The organism is Roseivirga sp. BDSF3-8 (assembly GCF_041449215.1).
Lineage (GTDB): Bacteria > Bacteroidota > Bacteroidia > Cytophagales > Cyclobacteriaceae > JBGNFV01.
The window spans coordinates 471,901-487,014 of record NZ_JBGNFV010000001.1; the positions used below are offsets into that span (position 1 = coordinate 471,901).

The following is a 15,114-nucleotide window of genomic DNA, read 5'->3' on the forward strand; positions in this document are numbered from 1 at the left end:
CTCATAAACGAACTACCCATGAGCATTCTTACCATCACACTTAATCCTTCACTTGACAAAAGTACGGCCGCCGAACAGGTAGTGCCTGAGAAAAAGATCCGTTGCGAAGCACCTCGCTATGAACCGGGCGGCGGAGGCATAAATGTATCCCGTGCCATTAAGAAGATGGGCGGCGACAGCCTGTGCGTGTATCTGGCCGGGGGCCACTCGGGTGAGCGCATCACAGAGCTACTGGACCAGGAGGGGGTAAAAATGAAGGTAGTCCCTGCCCATGCCCCTACCCGGGAAAACCTCGTGGTGATGGATCACTCGAGGAATGAGCAGTACCGCTTTGGCATGCCCGGTGAGACTGTCACCGATGCTGAACTGCAGGGTATACTGGAGGAAGTGGAAAAATGGGACGGAGACTATATAGTGGCAAGCGGTAGCCTGCCTCCCGGAGCGCCGGATAATTTTTATGGACAGATAGGCAGGATCGCGGAGAAAAAGGGGATTCGCTATGTGGTGGATACCTCTGGCAAGCCCCTTCACGAGGCCGTTAAAGAAAAGGTCTTTCTGCTAAAACCGAATATTAATGAACTGGCTTCCCTGCTGGGCAAAGACCGGATAGAAGCCCGTGAGCAGGAAGAGTACGCGCAAAAAGCAATCGCACAGGGTACCTGCGAGATGATGGTAGTGTCCCTGGGGCCTAAAGGAGCGATGCTCGCTACCAAAGAAGGAATAAGCTATGTGATGTCGCCTACAGTGGATACGGTAAGCGCCGTAGGAGCCGGCGACAGTATGGTGGGGGGCATGATGCTGGCGCTGAACAGAGGTTGGGATAAGGTGGCAGCCGTACAGTACGGCGTGGCTGCAGGTACGGCTGCCACCATGACACCAGGCTCGGAGCTATGCAACGGGCCGGATGTGGAAAGGCTTTACGAGTGGATCAGTAAGACTCCCTGAGGTGACTTACTTCTCTGACTTACTCTCGTCCGCAGAAGCTTCTGCAGTTTCTTCCTCTTTTTGTTCTAATATCTCAGGCGCCTCTCTTTGCAGGATATTGTACCAGCTTATCAGCTTCTTAATGTCACTTACATACACGCGCTCCTCGTCATAGTCTGGCAGTATGTGCTTCATAAAGGCCTTTAGTTCTTCGGAGGGAGAGTTACCATTTACCCCAAGGTCATCACCAAACTCTTCGTTCATCGTAACGAAAATATCCTGCAGAGGCTTTGAACCTTCAGCATCTGTGGTGTAGATAGATATCTCCTGGAGGATAGAGATGCGCTGATTGGCGTTTACAGCCAGGCGCTTCTTTTTATCGTCAAGTGTCTCTACAATTACACCTGAACGGGTAGGTTTTACGATATGATATAATCCGCCTTTGCCGGATATAGTTGCTATTTCGTTGAGTTCCATATTTGATACTGTATTTTCTTCTACCTGTTTAAAACAAAAACGATTCCAAAATCAGGCCTGCTCTCTCCAGGCCACGTTACACTCCTCAATAAATTCGAGGAGCTCATCCCTGCCCTCTCCCTTTTCGGCACTGGTAATAAATGTCGGGGGAAACTCCTCCCAGGTCTTCAACATGGTTTTTTTCCATGCCGCTTTTACAGACTGGGTTTTGTTGGGGGATTGTTTATCTGCTTTGGTAAATACCAGCGCGATTGGCAGCCCGCTCTCCCCGCAGAAAGTGATAAACTCCTTATCCGCGCCCTGGGGTTCATGTCGTGAGTCCAGTAGTATGAAAAGACAAACCAGGTTTTCCCTTTCCGTGAGGTACTTTTTGGTCATCTTATCAAACTGGTCCCGCTGGGTCTTACTCACCTTGGCATAACCGTAACCGGGCAAGTCAGCAAGGTACCAGTCTTCGTTAATCATAAAGTGATTAATCTCTCGCGTCTTTCCCGGCTGTCCGGAAATCTTTGCCAGCTTTTTACGATCGGTCAGCATATTGACCAGGCTGGACTTACCTACGTTTGACCGTCCGATGAAGGCATACTCCGGCCTGTCTGCCACGGGGCATTTGGCCGGGTCGGTATTGCTCATCAGAAATCGGGCTTGTTTGATCTTCATGGATGAAGGCCTTTTGTTAAAGGTCAGCAAAATTAACAGATAGCGCATCAATATGTAAGCCCCGGGCCGAATTGATTTGCATAAAAAATTTTAACAGGTAGACGCCGAATCTTACATTACTCTTAGAGAGTGGTATAGCAAGGACATCACCGCCATTTCTCGACACTTCTCCTGACCCCGGGTAGGTGGGTAAGCTGTTTTTTTGAAAAAAATCTTCAAAAGGTGGTTTCAGGCAAGTTTGATGTCAGAAATATGCATTAGTTAAACTTTTTTCTCTTTTAAATTAAATCTTTATTGCTTTAACTTATTTATCAGACAGCGAGTAACTTAAACTTAATAACAGGATGTTGAAAAGGTACTTGATCCTTTCCGCACTATTGGTCTGTTTTCTGACAGCCCACACAGACCTTTACGGACAGGAGAATAACAAGCAAATTGCCGCCGACCTTGTGGAAATTGCCGAGGGAGTACTTAATGAAACCAAGGCGATCGTACAGGCCTGCGATATGTTTATCCAGGCGGCAGAGACCGACCCTAACAACATCAAGGCTAACTTTATGGCCGGGCAGCTTTGTCTGGAAACCACAAAGAAGCCTCTGGCATCAAAGTATTTTAAGCGCGTAGCGTCCCTGGACGCTGAATATCGCTTTGACATCAACTACCTCATAGCCAGAGGCTACCAGTATGATCAGGATTATGATAATGCCCTCAAGTACTATAACCTGTACCGTACCAAGGCTATAGAAGAAAAGAACTACCGTGGGCTGGACCGTAAGATGCTTAGTGACGTAGAGCGCCGGATTTTCGAGTGTGAAAATGCTAAGAACTACCGTGCCAATCCGGCTAATTATAAGATCGTGAACGTGGGGGGAGCTATCAATAGTGAGTGGGATGACTATGCTCCTGTACTGAATGAGGATGAAACGCTGATGATCTTCACCTCCCGCCGCCAGGAGGGCAACCTGAACCCTGACGTGTTTGAGGATAACTTTTACTATGAGGACATCTTTTACTCAGTGAAAGAAAATGGCAAATGGTCGCCTGCCCAAAACATCGGAGAGAATGTAAATACGCTGTACTTTGATAGTAATATTGCCCTGAGCGCCGACGGTAAATTCCTGTACCTGTTTAATGATGAGAACGGCGGAGACATCTACGTGTCTGAAAACCTGGGTAATAATGAATGGTCCTCACCCGAGCCTATGGATGGGGCCATCAACTCAAGCTTTGCCGAAAATTCCATATCGACATTGGATGGTAATACCATCTTCTTCAGCAGCAACCGCCCAGGCGGACGGGGTGAGCTCGATCTTTACGTAGCCACCCGGGATAATCGCGGCAATCTGACCAAGGTCAAAAACCTGGGGCCAACCATTAATACGGAATACGATGAGGAGAGCCCCTTTATTGATTACGATGGCAAAACTCTATACTTCAGTACCCGTGGGCGCGAAGGCATGGGGGGCTTTGATATTTTCAAAACAGAATACGACAGTACCACACAGGAATGGAGCGAACCGGTAAACCTGGGCTACCCGATTAACACCCCTGATAACGATGTTTTCTTCGTAAGTACAAAAGACGGCAAACGTGGCTACTATGCCTCGGTACGCGAAGACGGTATGGGCTTTACCGACATCTACATGGTAACTGTACCGGATAACTCAGAAGGTTCAGAAACCCTGGCCAAGGAGGCTGAAGACCTGGAAAAGCCTGATAATAAAAATGTCGAAGCCAACATACAGGCAAAAGAGGAGCCGGAAACTGAAGAGACCGAGGAGCCTGCAGAAATGCAGCCCGTAATAGTCATGCTCAAAGTAAGAGATGCTGATACCCGCATGCCCCTGGAAAGCCGTGTAAGGCTACGTACGGTAGAAGGCAACCTGGAAGCAGGCTACGAGCGCGTAGAAGACGGCCTTTACCGGTTTGAAGTGACCACGCCCGAGCCCACAGAGTATATGCTTACTGTGGAAAGCGACGGGTACCTCTTCAAAAACCTGAAAGCCAAGCTACCAGGTACCTCGCCCGAAGGCACAGAAATAAATCGTAGCATAGAACTGACCAAGCTCCGCACCGGTGTAAGCTCCGTGCTCAGAAACATTTACTTTGACTTTAACAAGGCCACCTTTACGAAAGACAGCTACTTCGAACTGAATAAGCTGGAAAGGCTGCTGCAGGAAAACGCAAACATCAGCGTGGAAATAGCCGGCCATACTGATAACATAGGCGCCAAAGCCTATAATAAGGATCTCTCGCAGGCTCGTGCTAATGCTGTGGTAAGCTACCTGGCCAATAAAGGCATAGACCGCCGCCGCCTGCAGGCCGTAGGGTATGGCGAAGAAAAGCCGCTTGCCTCTAATGATAATGAGAAGGACGGTCGCGAACTGAACCGCCGAGTAGAGTTCAGAGTAGTCGGAGAATAAGCCCTGGAGCTACCTTATGAGGTAAGTAAACCAAATACGCTTAAAAATTGTATTGATGAGGTCGGGAGCTATCCCGACCTCTTTTATTATAAGCAGGCCTGTAGGCCGCTATGCCCTTCGCATCAGACATCATCCGGACCAGAGGCCGGAGCTTTCAGGTTTTTCTAGTATTATTGTATCGCCGTTTGCAAACGGAAGGCGGGACGGAATCCCGGCCAACCTCCGAGGCAACTAACATGAAACAGACTTATGGCAGTAGTACCTTATAAGGATAAGCAGGAAGGAAAGAAAGAGCAGGTGGCAACGATGTTTAACAACATCAGCCGCAAGTATGATTTTCTCAACCACTTCCTTAGCGCAGGCATCGACATCGTATGGCGAAAAAAGGCCATCCGTATGCTTAAACCCGAAAAGCCGAAGTTTATTCTGGACATAGCCACAGGTACCGGCGACTTTGCTATCGAATCACTTGCGCTAAACCCGGATAAAGTCATCGGTGTGGACATCTCCGAAGGCATGCTGGAGGTAGGCCGTGAGAAGATGAAGAAAAAAGGCCTGCAGGATAAGATCGAACTTCAGCTGGGAGATAGTGAAAGGCTGCTCTTTCCTGATAATAATTTTGATGCGGTCATCGTTTCCTTTGGAGTACGTAACTTTGAAAACCTGGAAAAAGGCCTGGCTGACATGTACCGTGTACTGAAACCCGGTGGGACAGTAGTCGTGGTGGAGTTTAGCCGCCCCAGGAAGTTTCCATTCAAACAGGCATACAATTTTTATTTTAAGAACATTCTTCCCCTTATCGGTCGCATGGTGTCAAAAGACAACTCGGCCTATACCTACCTGCCCGAGTCAGTACAGGCATTTCCTGACGGCCAGGCATTTTTAGATATTATGGGGAAAACAGGATTTGAAAAAACCACATGGACACCACTTACTTTCGGCATAAGCTCGATCTACACGGGAAAAAAATAGTGCTGGCAGCCCTATTGGCTACCCTGCTTATCCCCTTTGAATCCAATGCCCAAATCACCCGCGAAAAGTACAATCCTAATTACGACGAGCGGCCCATCCGCTACGGCTTTTTATTAGGGGTACAACGTGCTTCTCTGCAACCCCGGTACGATGAAAACTTCGTAACAGAGGATTTCGACACCACCTATGCCATACAGGCCCCCTGGTCTACAGGCCTCGTTATTGGATTTATAGGTCAGCTCAGGCTCAATCAGTACCTGGACCTGCGCCTTACGCCTATGGTTACGATAGCAGAATACGACCTGGAGTACACGTATGCCAAGAAAAAAGATGAGATAGCTACGGCCGAGACCGTATTTGTAAATCTGCCCCTGATGCTGAAATACAAAAGCTATCGCCGGGGCAACTACCGCATGTATATTACAGGAGGGGCCAATCCTTCATTTGAAGTAAGCGGAAGAAAAGAAGATGAAGGCGACGTGCAGCGCTTACCTATCCAGGACATGAACTTTGCCCTGGAATTAGGGCTGGGCCTTGATATTTACTATCCTTTATTTAAATTCTCTCCTGAGATCCGGTTTTCCAGGGGTATTGTGAACATGAAGAAGGACAGCAGGGAAAACCTTACGGAGGGACTGGATCGTATAACGACTAATACCGTAAGCTTACTTTTTCATTTCCAATGACCAAAATCGCTTTTATCACCGGTGCCACCTCTGGTATCGGTCTTGCCACAGCCAGGGACCTGGCTAAAAATAATTATAACCTCATCGTATGCGGTCGCCGTAGCGAGCGCCTGAACGCACTGAAAGATGAGCTTAAAGGGCAGGCAGAGGTATACCCCCTCACCTTTGATGTCCGTGACAGAGAAGCGGTGGAAGAAGCCATCGCGGGACTACCTGCCAAGTGGCAGGAGATAGATGTGCTGGTAAACAACGCAGGTAATGCCCATGGCCTCGATCCTATACAGGAGGGTAGCATTGATGACTGGGAGGCCATGATCGACATTAACGTAAAAGGCCTGCTCTACGTAAGCCGTGCCATAATTCCCGGTATGGTAGAGCGCCGGAAGGGTCATATTGTCAACATCGGCTCACTGGCAGGCAAAGAGGTATACCCCCGGGGTAATGTGTATAGCGCTACCAAGCACGCTGTAGATGCACTAAATAAAGGCATGCGAATAGACCTGAATGGCCATGGTATAAAAGTCACCGCCATAAACCCCGGGCTGGTAGAAACGGAATTCAGCGAAGTACGCTTTAAAGGTGACAAAGACCGTGCAGGCCAGGTGTACCAGGGCTACAAAGCTCTGGAGGCAGAAGATATAGCCGAAATTATCACCTTTACTGTCACACGGCCTCCTCATGTAGTGATGAGCGACGTACTGATACTGCCTTTAGCCCAGGCCTCTTCCACGCTGGTCAATAAGGAGTAGCCAGCTCCTTTAGCACTCCCTGGTTAAGGGTGTGAGGGCCATCGAACGATCTTATCTGATACCTGAGACCTGTTTCTTCAAGCAGGTCTTTTATTTGCCCTACCCTTTTTTCATCAATGTAGTCATCTTTCGTACCGTATACGAACCAGACCTCCTTACCCTCTAGTCGTTTACGTCCCAGCTCCAGGGGTACATCCGGCGGAAATACGCCTGCCCATATCACCAGCCGGTCAAAATGAATGCGCTCATCCATAGCAAAACGCGAAATGGTGGAGGCACCCTGTGAAAAACCGAACAGGGTGACCGGTACGGGCTGTAGAGGAGCTATCTCCATATCATAAACCGTATTGAGCATACCAAGATAGTTATCTATATCATTCAGGCGGTCTTCCTTTGTCATCCAGCTAGCCCCTACCCTGCCCTCAGTACCATTGAGATAAAAACGGTGCATACCCTCCGGGGCCACCACCTTTACTCCCTGTGAAGCAAGCGGATCAAAGTGCCTGATAAAGTATTTGGCCAGTTGGCCATACCCGTGGCAGGCCATCCATACCTGCCTGGGCTGTTTTATGTGGTCGTTAGTAAAATATCTCGATTGTATAGTAACGGATGTGGAATGTTCCTTCACGAAAAAGAATTTGTTATTGAAAATCAGAACTATCTGCCAGGTAAATTGTAGCTATACCAGCTTCTGCAGAATTTTTTGTAAATTTAGTTACCTGACTAAACTTTACTATTATGAAAAAGAAATTAGAATTAATCGACCTATCTGTAAAAAGTTTCATCACGAAACGCGCCGAATCAAAGATCCTTGGCGGGGACAAGCCAACAGCTAATAACTGTGCCAGTAACCCGTGCGAAAACAGCCTTTCATGCTATACCTGGGGCTGTGGTGGCTGTAGTGACATTAATACCCCCTGTATAGGATAATGACTTTGGGGTGGCCACTTGGCTGCTCCTTTTTATTTAATATCATTTAAAATTTCGACTATTATGAAAAAGAAACTAACACTGAACTCTCTCGAAGTAAAAAGCTTCGTAACTAACCAAGAAAAGGCAGGCATCCAGGGTGGTGAAAGATATACAGCCGTTTGTGCTGAGCCTACTGCTCCTGCCAGCTGCCAGGATTGCGGACCTACTGTGACCTGCCCTACCTTTGGGTATGGAGACTGTACCAACTTCTACGAACCTTGTATAGGATAATTTCACATGAGCGGCCCCGGGGCCGCTCTTTTTATTTAGTGTCACATAAACTCAATTTGTCATGAAAAAGAAACTTGAATTAAAGAATCTGGAAGTCAAAAGCTTTATCACAAAAAAGGAAAACAGAATTAAAGGTGGAACAAGGTTAGATACCTATAACTGTGCTTCAAATCCTTGCGAGAATACGAACACCTGCGAGACATTCGGGTGCGGATTTTGCACCAATGTAGGTGAGCTTTGCATAGGATAATCCACCTATAAAACGTATGGCAGGTGCCAAAGTAGCCTGCCATTTTTATTCCCATAAAACCAAATGGCTATGAATAAGAAACTGAAATTGAATGAGCTGGCTGTAAACAGCTTTATAACAAGAACTTGAGCTTTCGCTATCAGGGGTGGTGATGAACAAAGTATCTTAGTCCAATGTCCATTCGGGCCTCCGGATGATACTTTGGATTACGATTGCGTTTCGGATAATCAGCATACGGACTGCTGTTAGGAGTATTTCTATCTGTCTAGAAAATAAAAGAGGCAGGCTGCTAGTGCAACCTGCCTCTTTTATGATCTGTTCTTTTCAGATAATTAGCTTTCGAATAATTCCGCCAGCTTGTTCTCCAAAGATTTACCACGAAGGTCTTTCGCTATGATTTTCCCCTCAGGGTCTACCAATACCGTGGCGGGAATAGCCTGGATGTTATAATCCTGCGCCGCCTGGTTATCGAAGTACTGCAAGTCAGACACATGCTTCCATGGCAGACCATCCTGCTCAATAGCTTCTACCCACTTGGCATGATCCCGGTCAAGAGACACCCCCAGAATTTCAAAGTTCTCATCTTCATACTCACTGTAAAGCTTTACCACGTTAGGATTCTCCATACGGCAAGGCTTACACCAGGCAGCCCAGAAGTCGATAAGTACATACTTACCGCGCAGTTCTGAAAGTTTAAGTGTGCCTCCGTCAGGAGTGGCCATTTCGATCTCCGGGGCCATGCTGCCCACGGCTGTTTTTCTTGCCTGGGCCACCTGATCAGCCGTCTGCTTCACGACCATTTCGTTAGGGTACTTCTCAGAAAGGTCAGCCAGTATCTGGTCAATAAGCTCACGGTCAGAATCGTAGCTAAGGAAGGCAAGTCCCTGCATGGCGGCAAGGCTACCTGTATTTCCTTCCAGCTTATCATGCACGATCGCCCGTACGCTGTCCTGTATCATCTGAGCCTCAGCCATATTGGCCTCCAGTGTAGCCGTATCACGCTCTTGTGAAGCAATGCGGTTGCGCTGAATAAGTCCGCCCATGCGCTGCTGCACATCCTGTCCTAACTTCTGAAAATCCAGAAGCAACTGCATATCTTCCGAACCGGAAGCTTCCACTGCTCCGCGCGGATGATTACCATCCACAACAAGGTTTACATCCTCATCATCGAGAATGACAGCAGCCTGCTGGCGATTATAAAAGTTGACCCGGTAATAGCCTGGCTCGGGGTCGAACGAAACAGAAAAGGTACTGTCCTCGGCAAGCTGAAGGGTATCTATAACAGAACCGGAACGGCTGTCCATGCGCATAAGCAGAATATCCCCCTCCGACTGTGGGTATCTCACCTTACCGGAAAGGGTAATCTCGCCATCATTACCTTCAGATGCAGAATTGCTGTCGCCGCACGAAGTCAGCGCTGCTAATCCCACACATGCCAGTAGAAAATATCTTTTAGCGTATAACATTATCAATTAACCTAATTCTTGACGTAATAATTCGTTTGTCTTTTTCGGATCGGCTTTACCGCCGCTCTTTTTCATCACTTCACCCATAAACATCCCTATGAGGCCTTTTTTACCCTTTTGGTATGCCTTTACTTTATCCGGATTAGCCTCCAGCACTTCACGAATGATAGGCAACAGCGCATCATCATTGCTTTCCTGCACCAGATTCAATTCCTCAGCCACCTGCTCCGGGGTCTTCTCCGGGTTATCAACCAAAGCGGGGAAGATGCTCTGCTGGGCCGCCGTCACACTCACCTTGTTTTCATCCACCATATTGATAAGTGTCGCTACCTGCGCAGGCTTTACAGCCAGTTCACTGGCATGTATGCCATGATCATTCAGGTGGCTTTTCACCGGCCCCATCATCCAGTTAGAAGCAGACTTATAGTTTGTCGTGTCTCGGCAGATAGCCTCAAAATACCTGGCAAACTCTTTATTGTCCGTAATAACTGAAGCATCATAGTCAGGCAAGCCATACTCCCGGGTGAAACGCTCATAAAGCTCCCAGGGCAGGCTGGGCATCGTACGGCGCACCTCCTCTATCCATTCGTCGGTTACAATTAGGGGACTGATATCAGGCTCGGGAAAGTACCGGTAGTCATTAAGCTCCTCCTTGGTACGCATACCGGCTGTAGTACCTGTGACGCTATCGAAAGTGCGGGTTTCGGAGGGAATACTATTTCCCTTCTCAGTCTCCGCTATCTGCCGCTCTATTTCATGGTCTATAGCGCGCGCCACATTCCGGATAGAGTTCATATTCTTCACTTCCACCTTCTTTCCCAGGCTGGTCTCGCCTACCGGCCTTATTGAAATATTGGCGTCGCAGCGAAGAGACCCTTCCTCCATATTGCCATCACATATGTCAAGGTACCGCACCAGGCGTCTTACCTCCGTAAGGAAAGCATAGGCTTCTTCCGAAGAATGTATATCAGGCTCGGTTACTATCTCTATCAGAGGCACCCCGGCCCGGTTATAATCCACCAGCGTATCCTCCTCACCCTGTACATGAATGGACTTTCCAGCGTCCTCTTCCAGATGAATACGGTTCAGCTGGATAGCCCTGGACTGTCCGCCAGCCAACGTGATATTTACCTGCCCTCCTATACATATAGGGGTTTTATCCTGGGTGAGCTGATACCCTTTGGGCAGGTCAGGGTAAAAGTAATTTTTACGGTCGAATATATTCTCCCTGCTGATCTCGCATGCACAAGCCAACCCCATACGCATGGCATAATCCATTGCCTTACGATTAGGTTTGGGGAGTGTGCCAGGATGGCCCAGGGTGATCACACTAACATGCCGGTTAGGCCGCCCGCCATACTCAGCAGAGTCAGAAGCAAACATCTTACTTTTTGTAAGCATCTGGGCATGTACTTCCAGCCCTATAACCGCTTCATACTTATTTCTTACTGACTCTTCCAGCATGGTATTATCGTTTTAGTGAAAGTAACGGTATCGGAAGAATCTTATTCCCCCAGCTTATCCTTTATCATTTTTTCAGCCACACGCACTACCTCAGACAGACCGGCCACATCCTTACCGCCGGCAGTAGCAAAGAAGGGTTGTCCCCCGCCTCCACCTTTAATTTCTTTGGCCAGTTCGCGCACCATCTGTCCGGCATTAAGACCTTTCTCTTTTACCAGTTCCTCATTGATCACCACAGCGATCTGGGGCTTACCTGCAATATCTGCCGCCAGTACAGCGACCAGGTTTTCTACCTCGTTTTTGAGCTCAAAGCCTATCTTCTTTAGCGCGTCTGCATTGGGCAAAGTCACCTGGGTGATAATGACATTAGCACCGCCAATAGCCTGTTGTTTGTCCATTAACTGCTGTTTCACAGCACCTGCCTGGCGGGCATGAAGCTGGTCTATCTCTTTACCAAGCTTATTGCGGTCATCTACTAACTGCTCTACAGCTTTAACCACATCTTTCGGGTTCTTGAGCAAGTCTTTCAGAGCAGCAAGGACGTCTTCCTGCTTACGCACGTAATCCTCAGCGGTATCACCGGTAATTGCCTCTATCCTTCTGACGCCGGCCGCTACAGAGGTTTCCGTTATTATCTTAAAAAGGCCGATGGTCCCCGTTGCAGGCACGTGAGTACCACCACAAAGCTCTACAGAGTACTGAGGATCAAAGGTGATCACGCGTACGAAGTCACCATACTTTTCGCCAAAGAGGGCCATTGCGCCCATTTCTTTAGCCTCAGCGATAGCGACATTACGCTTCTCTGCAAGCGGTATGTTTTCCCTGATTTTCCGGTTCACGATCCTTTCCACTTCTTCCAGTTGCTCATCGCTAACCTTTTCGAAGTGACTGAAATCAAAGCGGAGTATCTTTTCATTCACCAACGAGCCGCGCTGCTGTACATGATCCCCCAGCACCTGCCGCAGAGCAGAGTGCAATAGGTGGGTAGCGCTATGATTATAAGCTGTCAGTCTTCGCTTCTCAGCATTTACGACAGACTTTAGCTCCTGCTCAGGGTCTGCAGGCAGCTTTTCAGTATAATGGACGATCAGGTCATTTTCTTTCTTTGTGTCGATCACCCGAATCTTTTCACTTCCCGTATCCAAATAGCCCGTATCACCGGCTTGTCCCCCGCTTTCTGCATAGAATGGGGTCTGATCAAGCACAATGTGAAACAAAGTCTTCTTCTTATCTGCTACTTCACGATACTTGATGATCCGGCTATTGCTTTCCAGGTTATCGTATCCGACGAATACGTTTTCCTCATCACCCAATAGCACTGTCCAGTCACCTTTCTCCACAGCAGCAGCGCTCTTAGACCGCTCCTTCTGCTGCTTCATCTCTTGGGCAAAACCAGCTTCATCAACCTTCAGCCCATTCTCACGGGCAATGAGGGCCGTAAGGTCCAGCGGAAAGCCGTAGGTATCATTTAGTTCAAAAGCGAGAGCGCCACTGATGACTGTTTCTCCTTTAGTATTAAGCTCTTCACGAATCTGGTCAAGCCTCTTAAGGCCGTTTTCCAGGGTGCGGAGAAAATTAGCCTCCTCCTGTCTGATTACATTCGTTACAAAATCTTTCTGTTCGGCCAGCTCCGGGAATACCTCTGCAAACTGTGTCGCCAGCGGCTCCACTATTTTATGGAAGAAGGGCTCACTGAATCCCAGGAAGGTATACCCATAACGTACTGCCCTGCGCAGTATTCGGCGGATCACATACCCAGCCCGGTTATTTGAAGGCATTTGCCCGTCTGCTATTGCGAATGAAACAGCCCGTATATGATCCGCCACGACCCGTATGGCAATATCAGTCTCCTCATTCTCACCATAGGTTTTACCTGCCATGCCCGCTATCGTGCTGATAAGGGGTGTGAACACATCGGTTTCATAGTTGCTTTCCTTACCCTGTATAGCCATGCACAGGCGCTCAAAGCCCATACCGGTGTCCACATGCTTTTCGGGGAGAGACTCCAGAGAGCCATTGGCCAGGCGATTATACTGAATGAATACCAGGTTCCACACCTCTACCACCAGCGGATGATCCTGGTTTACCAGCGTATCACCGGGAGTCATTTTGCGGTCAGCATCCGGACGCAGGTCTATATGAATCTCTGAGCAGGGTCCGCAGGGTCCGGTATCCCCCATTTCCCAGAAATTGTCCTTTTTATTACCGTTAAGAATTCTTTCCGGTTGAATATGCTTTTGCCAGAAACCTCTTGCCTCGCTGTCTTCCGCAAGTGATTCGGAGGCATCCCCTTCAAAAACAGTCACATACAGGCGATCTTTGGAAAGGCCATAAACCTCCGTGAGAAGCTCCCACGCCCATTCGATGGCCTCCTTTTTAAAGTAGTCGCCAAATGACCAGTTACCCAGCATCTCAAACATGGTGTGGTGGTAGGTATCCATTCCCACCTCCTCCAGGTCATTATGCTTTCCGGAAACCCTTAAGCACTTTTGCGTATCAGCCACACGCTTTGCAGTAGCCACTTTATTGCCCAGGAAGTAGTCTTTGAACTGATTCATCCCGGCATTTGTAAACATCAGGGTAGGATCGTCCTTTAAGACCAGGGGAGCGGAAGGGACAACCTGATGAGATTTTGATTCAAAAAAGTCCAGAAACTTCTGGCGAATGGTAGCGGCTTCCATCATGCGACCGAATAATTTATTTCCTGTTTTTCAATCCCTTACGTAGCGCTTGTACGGAACTAAAACCGAATGTGAATTTTTTTCGGTATTTTTGTGTGGCTCGTAAGGAAAAATCGACCACAAAATTAACAGATTTTAGGATTACCCTAAGGTATGGCTCGAATAAAATACTACTACGATACGGAAACCTGCCGCTATGAGCGGGTAAAGGTTTCTAAGTGGGATACTTTACTCAATGGCCTTGGCTTTTTGTGCCTGGCACTTATCCTTGCTGTAGGTCTGGTATGGCTGTATTCCCTCAACTTCGAAATGCCAAAAGAGGCCCAGCTTCGTGAGGAAAACGAAGAGTTGAAACTCTACTATGAATTGGTAGACGAGGAGATGGGAAAAATGCGTAGGATGATGGCTGCTCTGCAGGACCGGGATGATAATGTTTATCGCGTGATCTTTGAGGCCGACCCTATCCCCGATGCAGTAAGACAGGCCGGAACAGGTGGAGCCCAGCGATATAAGGAACTGATGGAGCAGGACCTGAGCCAAGGCGAACTGATGATGAAGACCTTCAAGAAGATTGATAAGCTGAAAAAGCAAATGCTGATTCAGACCAACTCTTACGATGAAATCAATCGTATGGCTGAGGATAAAAATATTATGCTGGCCTCTATTCCTGCTATTCAGCCCGTATCTAATAAAGAACTGAAACGCCTCGCCTCAGGGTATGGCATGCGCATCCATCCCATTTACAAAACCCGTCGTATGCACGAGGGCATAGACTTTTCTGCACCGCGGGGCACTCCGATTTACGCAACCGGTAATGGAAAGGTAACAGTAGTACGCAGCAATTTTAGTGGATATGGTAAAGAGGTCGTAATAGATCACGGATACGGCTATAAGACCCGTTATGCACATATGGAGTCATTCAATGTGCGCCAGGGACAGGAAGTAAAGCGAGGTGAATGTATCGGTTATGTGGGAAATACCGGTAGCTCTACTGCTCCCCACTGTCACTACGAGGTCATAAAAGATAATGAGCATGTAAATCCGGTTCATTACTTCTTTAAGGAGCTGAATAGTAATGAATATGATAAGATACTTGAACTCGCTTCCGTAGAAAACCAGTCTCTGTCATAATTTATTTACCTTAAAGGCTACAGATATT

16 protein-coding genes are annotated in these 15,114 nt (G+C 48.0%); 10 read left to right on the top strand and 6 right to left on the bottom strand.

The window, feature by feature from the left end; translation table 11 throughout:
• The first annotated feature begins 18 nt into the window (after nucleotides 1-18).
• Nucleotides 19-945 (top strand): 1-phosphofructokinase family hexose kinase, encoded by a 927-nt coding sequence (locus AB9P05_RS01825; RefSeq protein WP_371907109.1) that lies wholly within the window; start codon nucleotides 19-21, stop codon nucleotides 943-945.
• Nucleotides 946-951: 6 nt separating this feature from the next.
• Here the strand turns inward: AB9P05_RS01825 and AB9P05_RS01830 are convergent, their stop codons facing one another.
• Nucleotides 952-1,401 carry a DUF5606 domain-containing protein gene (locus AB9P05_RS01830; protein WP_371907110.1) on the bottom strand — a complete coding sequence of 150 codons (450 nt, stop codon included), beginning with the start codon at nucleotides 1,399-1,401 and terminating at the stop codon, nucleotides 952-954.
• A gap of 51 nt (nucleotides 1,402-1,452) precedes the next feature.
• Nucleotides 1,453-2,061, bottom strand: coding sequence for a ribosome biogenesis GTP-binding protein YihA/YsxC (gene yihA / locus AB9P05_RS01835; RefSeq protein WP_371907111.1), 609 nt, complete (start codon nucleotides 2,059-2,061; stop codon nucleotides 1,453-1,455).
• 344 nt (nucleotides 2,062-2,405) lie between these two features.
• Here yihA and AB9P05_RS01840 point away from each other — a divergent pair, with 344 nt between their 5' ends.
• The 4 genes from AB9P05_RS01840 (at nucleotide 2,406) to AB9P05_RS01855 (ending at nucleotide 6,891) form a co-directional block, all read left to right on the top strand.
• Nucleotides 2,406-4,484, top strand: coding sequence for an OmpA family protein (locus AB9P05_RS01840; protein ID WP_371907112.1), 2,079 nt, complete (start codon nucleotides 2,406-2,408; stop codon nucleotides 4,482-4,484).
• Between the two features lie 249 nt (nucleotides 4,485-4,733).
• On the top strand, nucleotides 4,734-5,456 hold the full coding sequence (gene ubiE / locus AB9P05_RS01845; protein WP_371907113.1) for a bifunctional demethylmenaquinone methyltransferase/2-methoxy-6-polyprenyl-1,4-benzoquinol methylase UbiE: 723 nt from the start codon (nucleotides 4,734-4,736) through the stop codon (nucleotides 5,454-5,456).
• A complete protein-coding gene (locus AB9P05_RS01850) occupies nucleotides 5,405-6,142 on the top strand; it encodes a porin family protein (protein WP_371907114.1) in 738 nt (245 codons plus the stop codon). The genes ubiE and AB9P05_RS01850 overlap by 52 nt, the downstream gene beginning before the upstream one ends.
• Complete coding sequence (locus AB9P05_RS01855; RefSeq protein WP_371907115.1) at nucleotides 6,139-6,891, top strand: SDR family NAD(P)-dependent oxidoreductase; 753 nt, start codon at nucleotides 6,139-6,141, stop codon at nucleotides 6,889-6,891. Before AB9P05_RS01850 ends, AB9P05_RS01855 begins: the two co-directional genes overlap by 4 nt.
• On the opposite strand, the gene AB9P05_RS01860 is transcribed toward AB9P05_RS01855, so the two are convergent.
• On the bottom strand, nucleotides 6,878-7,519 hold the full coding sequence (locus AB9P05_RS01860; protein ID WP_371907116.1) for an alpha/beta hydrolase: 642 nt from the start codon (nucleotides 7,517-7,519) through the stop codon (nucleotides 6,878-6,880). The two genes, AB9P05_RS01855 and AB9P05_RS01860, sit on opposite strands and share 14 nt — an antisense overlap.
• Before the next feature lie 110 nt (nucleotides 7,520-7,629).
• Between AB9P05_RS01860 and AB9P05_RS01865 the strand changes: the two genes are divergently transcribed.
• From AB9P05_RS01865 to AB9P05_RS01880, 4 genes are all read left to right on the top strand, one after another.
• Nucleotides 7,630-7,821, top strand: coding sequence for a hypothetical protein (locus AB9P05_RS01865; protein WP_371907117.1), 192 nt, complete (start codon nucleotides 7,630-7,632; stop codon nucleotides 7,819-7,821).
• A gap of 63 nt (nucleotides 7,822-7,884) precedes the next feature.
• On the top strand, nucleotides 7,885-8,094 hold the full coding sequence (locus AB9P05_RS01870) for a pinensin family lanthipeptide (protein ID WP_371907118.1): 210 nt from the start codon (nucleotides 7,885-7,887) through the stop codon (nucleotides 8,092-8,094).
• Nucleotides 8,095-8,155: 61 nt separating this feature from the next.
• The gene (locus AB9P05_RS01875; RefSeq protein ID WP_371907119.1) at nucleotides 8,156-8,344 is read left to right on the top strand and encodes a pinensin family lanthipeptide; all 189 of its coding nucleotides are present in this window, start codon (nucleotides 8,156-8,158) and stop codon (nucleotides 8,342-8,344) included.
• A 69-nt stretch (nucleotides 8,345-8,413) separates the two neighbouring features.
• The gene (locus tag AB9P05_RS01880) at nucleotides 8,414-8,473 is read left to right on the top strand and encodes a pinensin family lanthipeptide (protein ID WP_371911325.1); all 60 of its coding nucleotides are present in this window, start codon (nucleotides 8,414-8,416) and stop codon (nucleotides 8,471-8,473) included.
• 203 nt (nucleotides 8,474-8,676) lie between these two features.
• On the opposite strand, the gene AB9P05_RS01885 is transcribed toward AB9P05_RS01880, so the two are convergent.
• From AB9P05_RS01885 to alaS, 3 genes are read right to left on the bottom strand one after another with little or no spacing between them, the layout of a single operon-like run.
• Nucleotides 8,677-9,810 carry a peroxiredoxin family protein gene (locus AB9P05_RS01885; RefSeq protein WP_371907120.1) on the bottom strand — a complete coding sequence of 378 codons (1,134 nt, stop codon included), beginning with the start codon at nucleotides 9,808-9,810 and terminating at the stop codon, nucleotides 8,677-8,679.
• A gap of 6 nt (nucleotides 9,811-9,816) precedes the next feature.
• Nucleotides 9,817-11,274 carry an Asp-tRNA(Asn)/Glu-tRNA(Gln) amidotransferase subunit GatB gene (gatB, locus tag AB9P05_RS01890; RefSeq protein ID WP_371907121.1) on the bottom strand — a complete coding sequence of 486 codons (1,458 nt, stop codon included), beginning with the start codon at nucleotides 11,272-11,274 and terminating at the stop codon, nucleotides 9,817-9,819.
• A gap of 41 nt (nucleotides 11,275-11,315) precedes the next feature.
• Nucleotides 11,316-13,955 (bottom strand): alanine--tRNA ligase, encoded by a 2,640-nt coding sequence (gene alaS, locus AB9P05_RS01895; RefSeq protein WP_371911326.1) that lies wholly within the window; start codon nucleotides 13,953-13,955, stop codon nucleotides 11,316-11,318.
• 153 nt (nucleotides 13,956-14,108) lie between these two features.
• Between alaS and AB9P05_RS01900 the strand changes: the two genes are divergently transcribed.
• Nucleotides 14,109-15,086, top strand: coding sequence for a M23 family metallopeptidase (locus AB9P05_RS01900; RefSeq protein ID WP_371907122.1), 978 nt, complete (start codon nucleotides 14,109-14,111; stop codon nucleotides 15,084-15,086).
• The last annotated feature ends 28 nt before the right edge of the window (nucleotides 15,087-15,114 follow it).

Excerpts from the sequence above, each read along its gene's own strand:
- AB9P05_RS01825 (WP_371907109.1), top strand. The coding sequence starts at position 19 with ATGAGCATTCTTACCATCACACTTAATCCTTCACTTGACAAAAGTACG.
- AB9P05_RS01830 (WP_371907110.1), bottom strand. The coding sequence starts at position 1,401 with ATGGAACTCAACGAAATAGCAACTATATCCGGCAAAGGCGGATTATAT.
- yihA (WP_371907111.1), bottom strand. The coding sequence starts at position 2,061 with ATGAAGATCAAACAAGCCCGATTTCTGATGAGCAATACCGACCCGGCC.
- AB9P05_RS01840 (WP_371907112.1), top strand. The coding sequence starts at position 2,406 with ATGTTGAAAAGGTACTTGATCCTTTCCGCACTATTGGTCTGTTTTCTG.
- ubiE (WP_371907113.1), top strand. The coding sequence starts at position 4,734 with ATGGCAGTAGTACCTTATAAGGATAAGCAGGAAGGAAAGAAAGAGCAG.
- AB9P05_RS01850 (WP_371907114.1), top strand. The coding sequence starts at position 5,405 with ATGGACACCACTTACTTTCGGCATAAGCTCGATCTACACGGGAAAAAA.
- AB9P05_RS01855 (WP_371907115.1), top strand. The coding sequence starts at position 6,139 with ATGACCAAAATCGCTTTTATCACCGGTGCCACCTCTGGTATCGGTCTT.
- AB9P05_RS01865 (WP_371907117.1), top strand. The coding sequence starts at position 7,630 with ATGAAAAAGAAATTAGAATTAATCGACCTATCTGTAAAAAGTTTCATC.
- AB9P05_RS01870 (WP_371907118.1), top strand. The coding sequence starts at position 7,885 with ATGAAAAAGAAACTAACACTGAACTCTCTCGAAGTAAAAAGCTTCGTA.
- AB9P05_RS01875 (WP_371907119.1), top strand. The coding sequence starts at position 8,156 with ATGAAAAAGAAACTTGAATTAAAGAATCTGGAAGTCAAAAGCTTTATC.
- AB9P05_RS01885 (WP_371907120.1), bottom strand. The coding sequence starts at position 9,810 with ATGTTATACGCTAAAAGATATTTTCTACTGGCATGTGTGGGATTAGCA.
- gatB (WP_371907121.1), bottom strand. The coding sequence starts at position 11,274 with ATGCTGGAAGAGTCAGTAAGAAATAAGTATGAAGCGGTTATAGGGCTG.
- alaS (WP_371911326.1), bottom strand. The coding sequence starts at position 13,955 with ATGGAAGCCGCTACCATTCGCCAGAAGTTTCTGGACTTTTTTGAATCA.
- AB9P05_RS01900 (WP_371907122.1), top strand. The coding sequence starts at position 14,109 with ATGGCTCGAATAAAATACTACTACGATACGGAAACCTGCCGCTATGAG.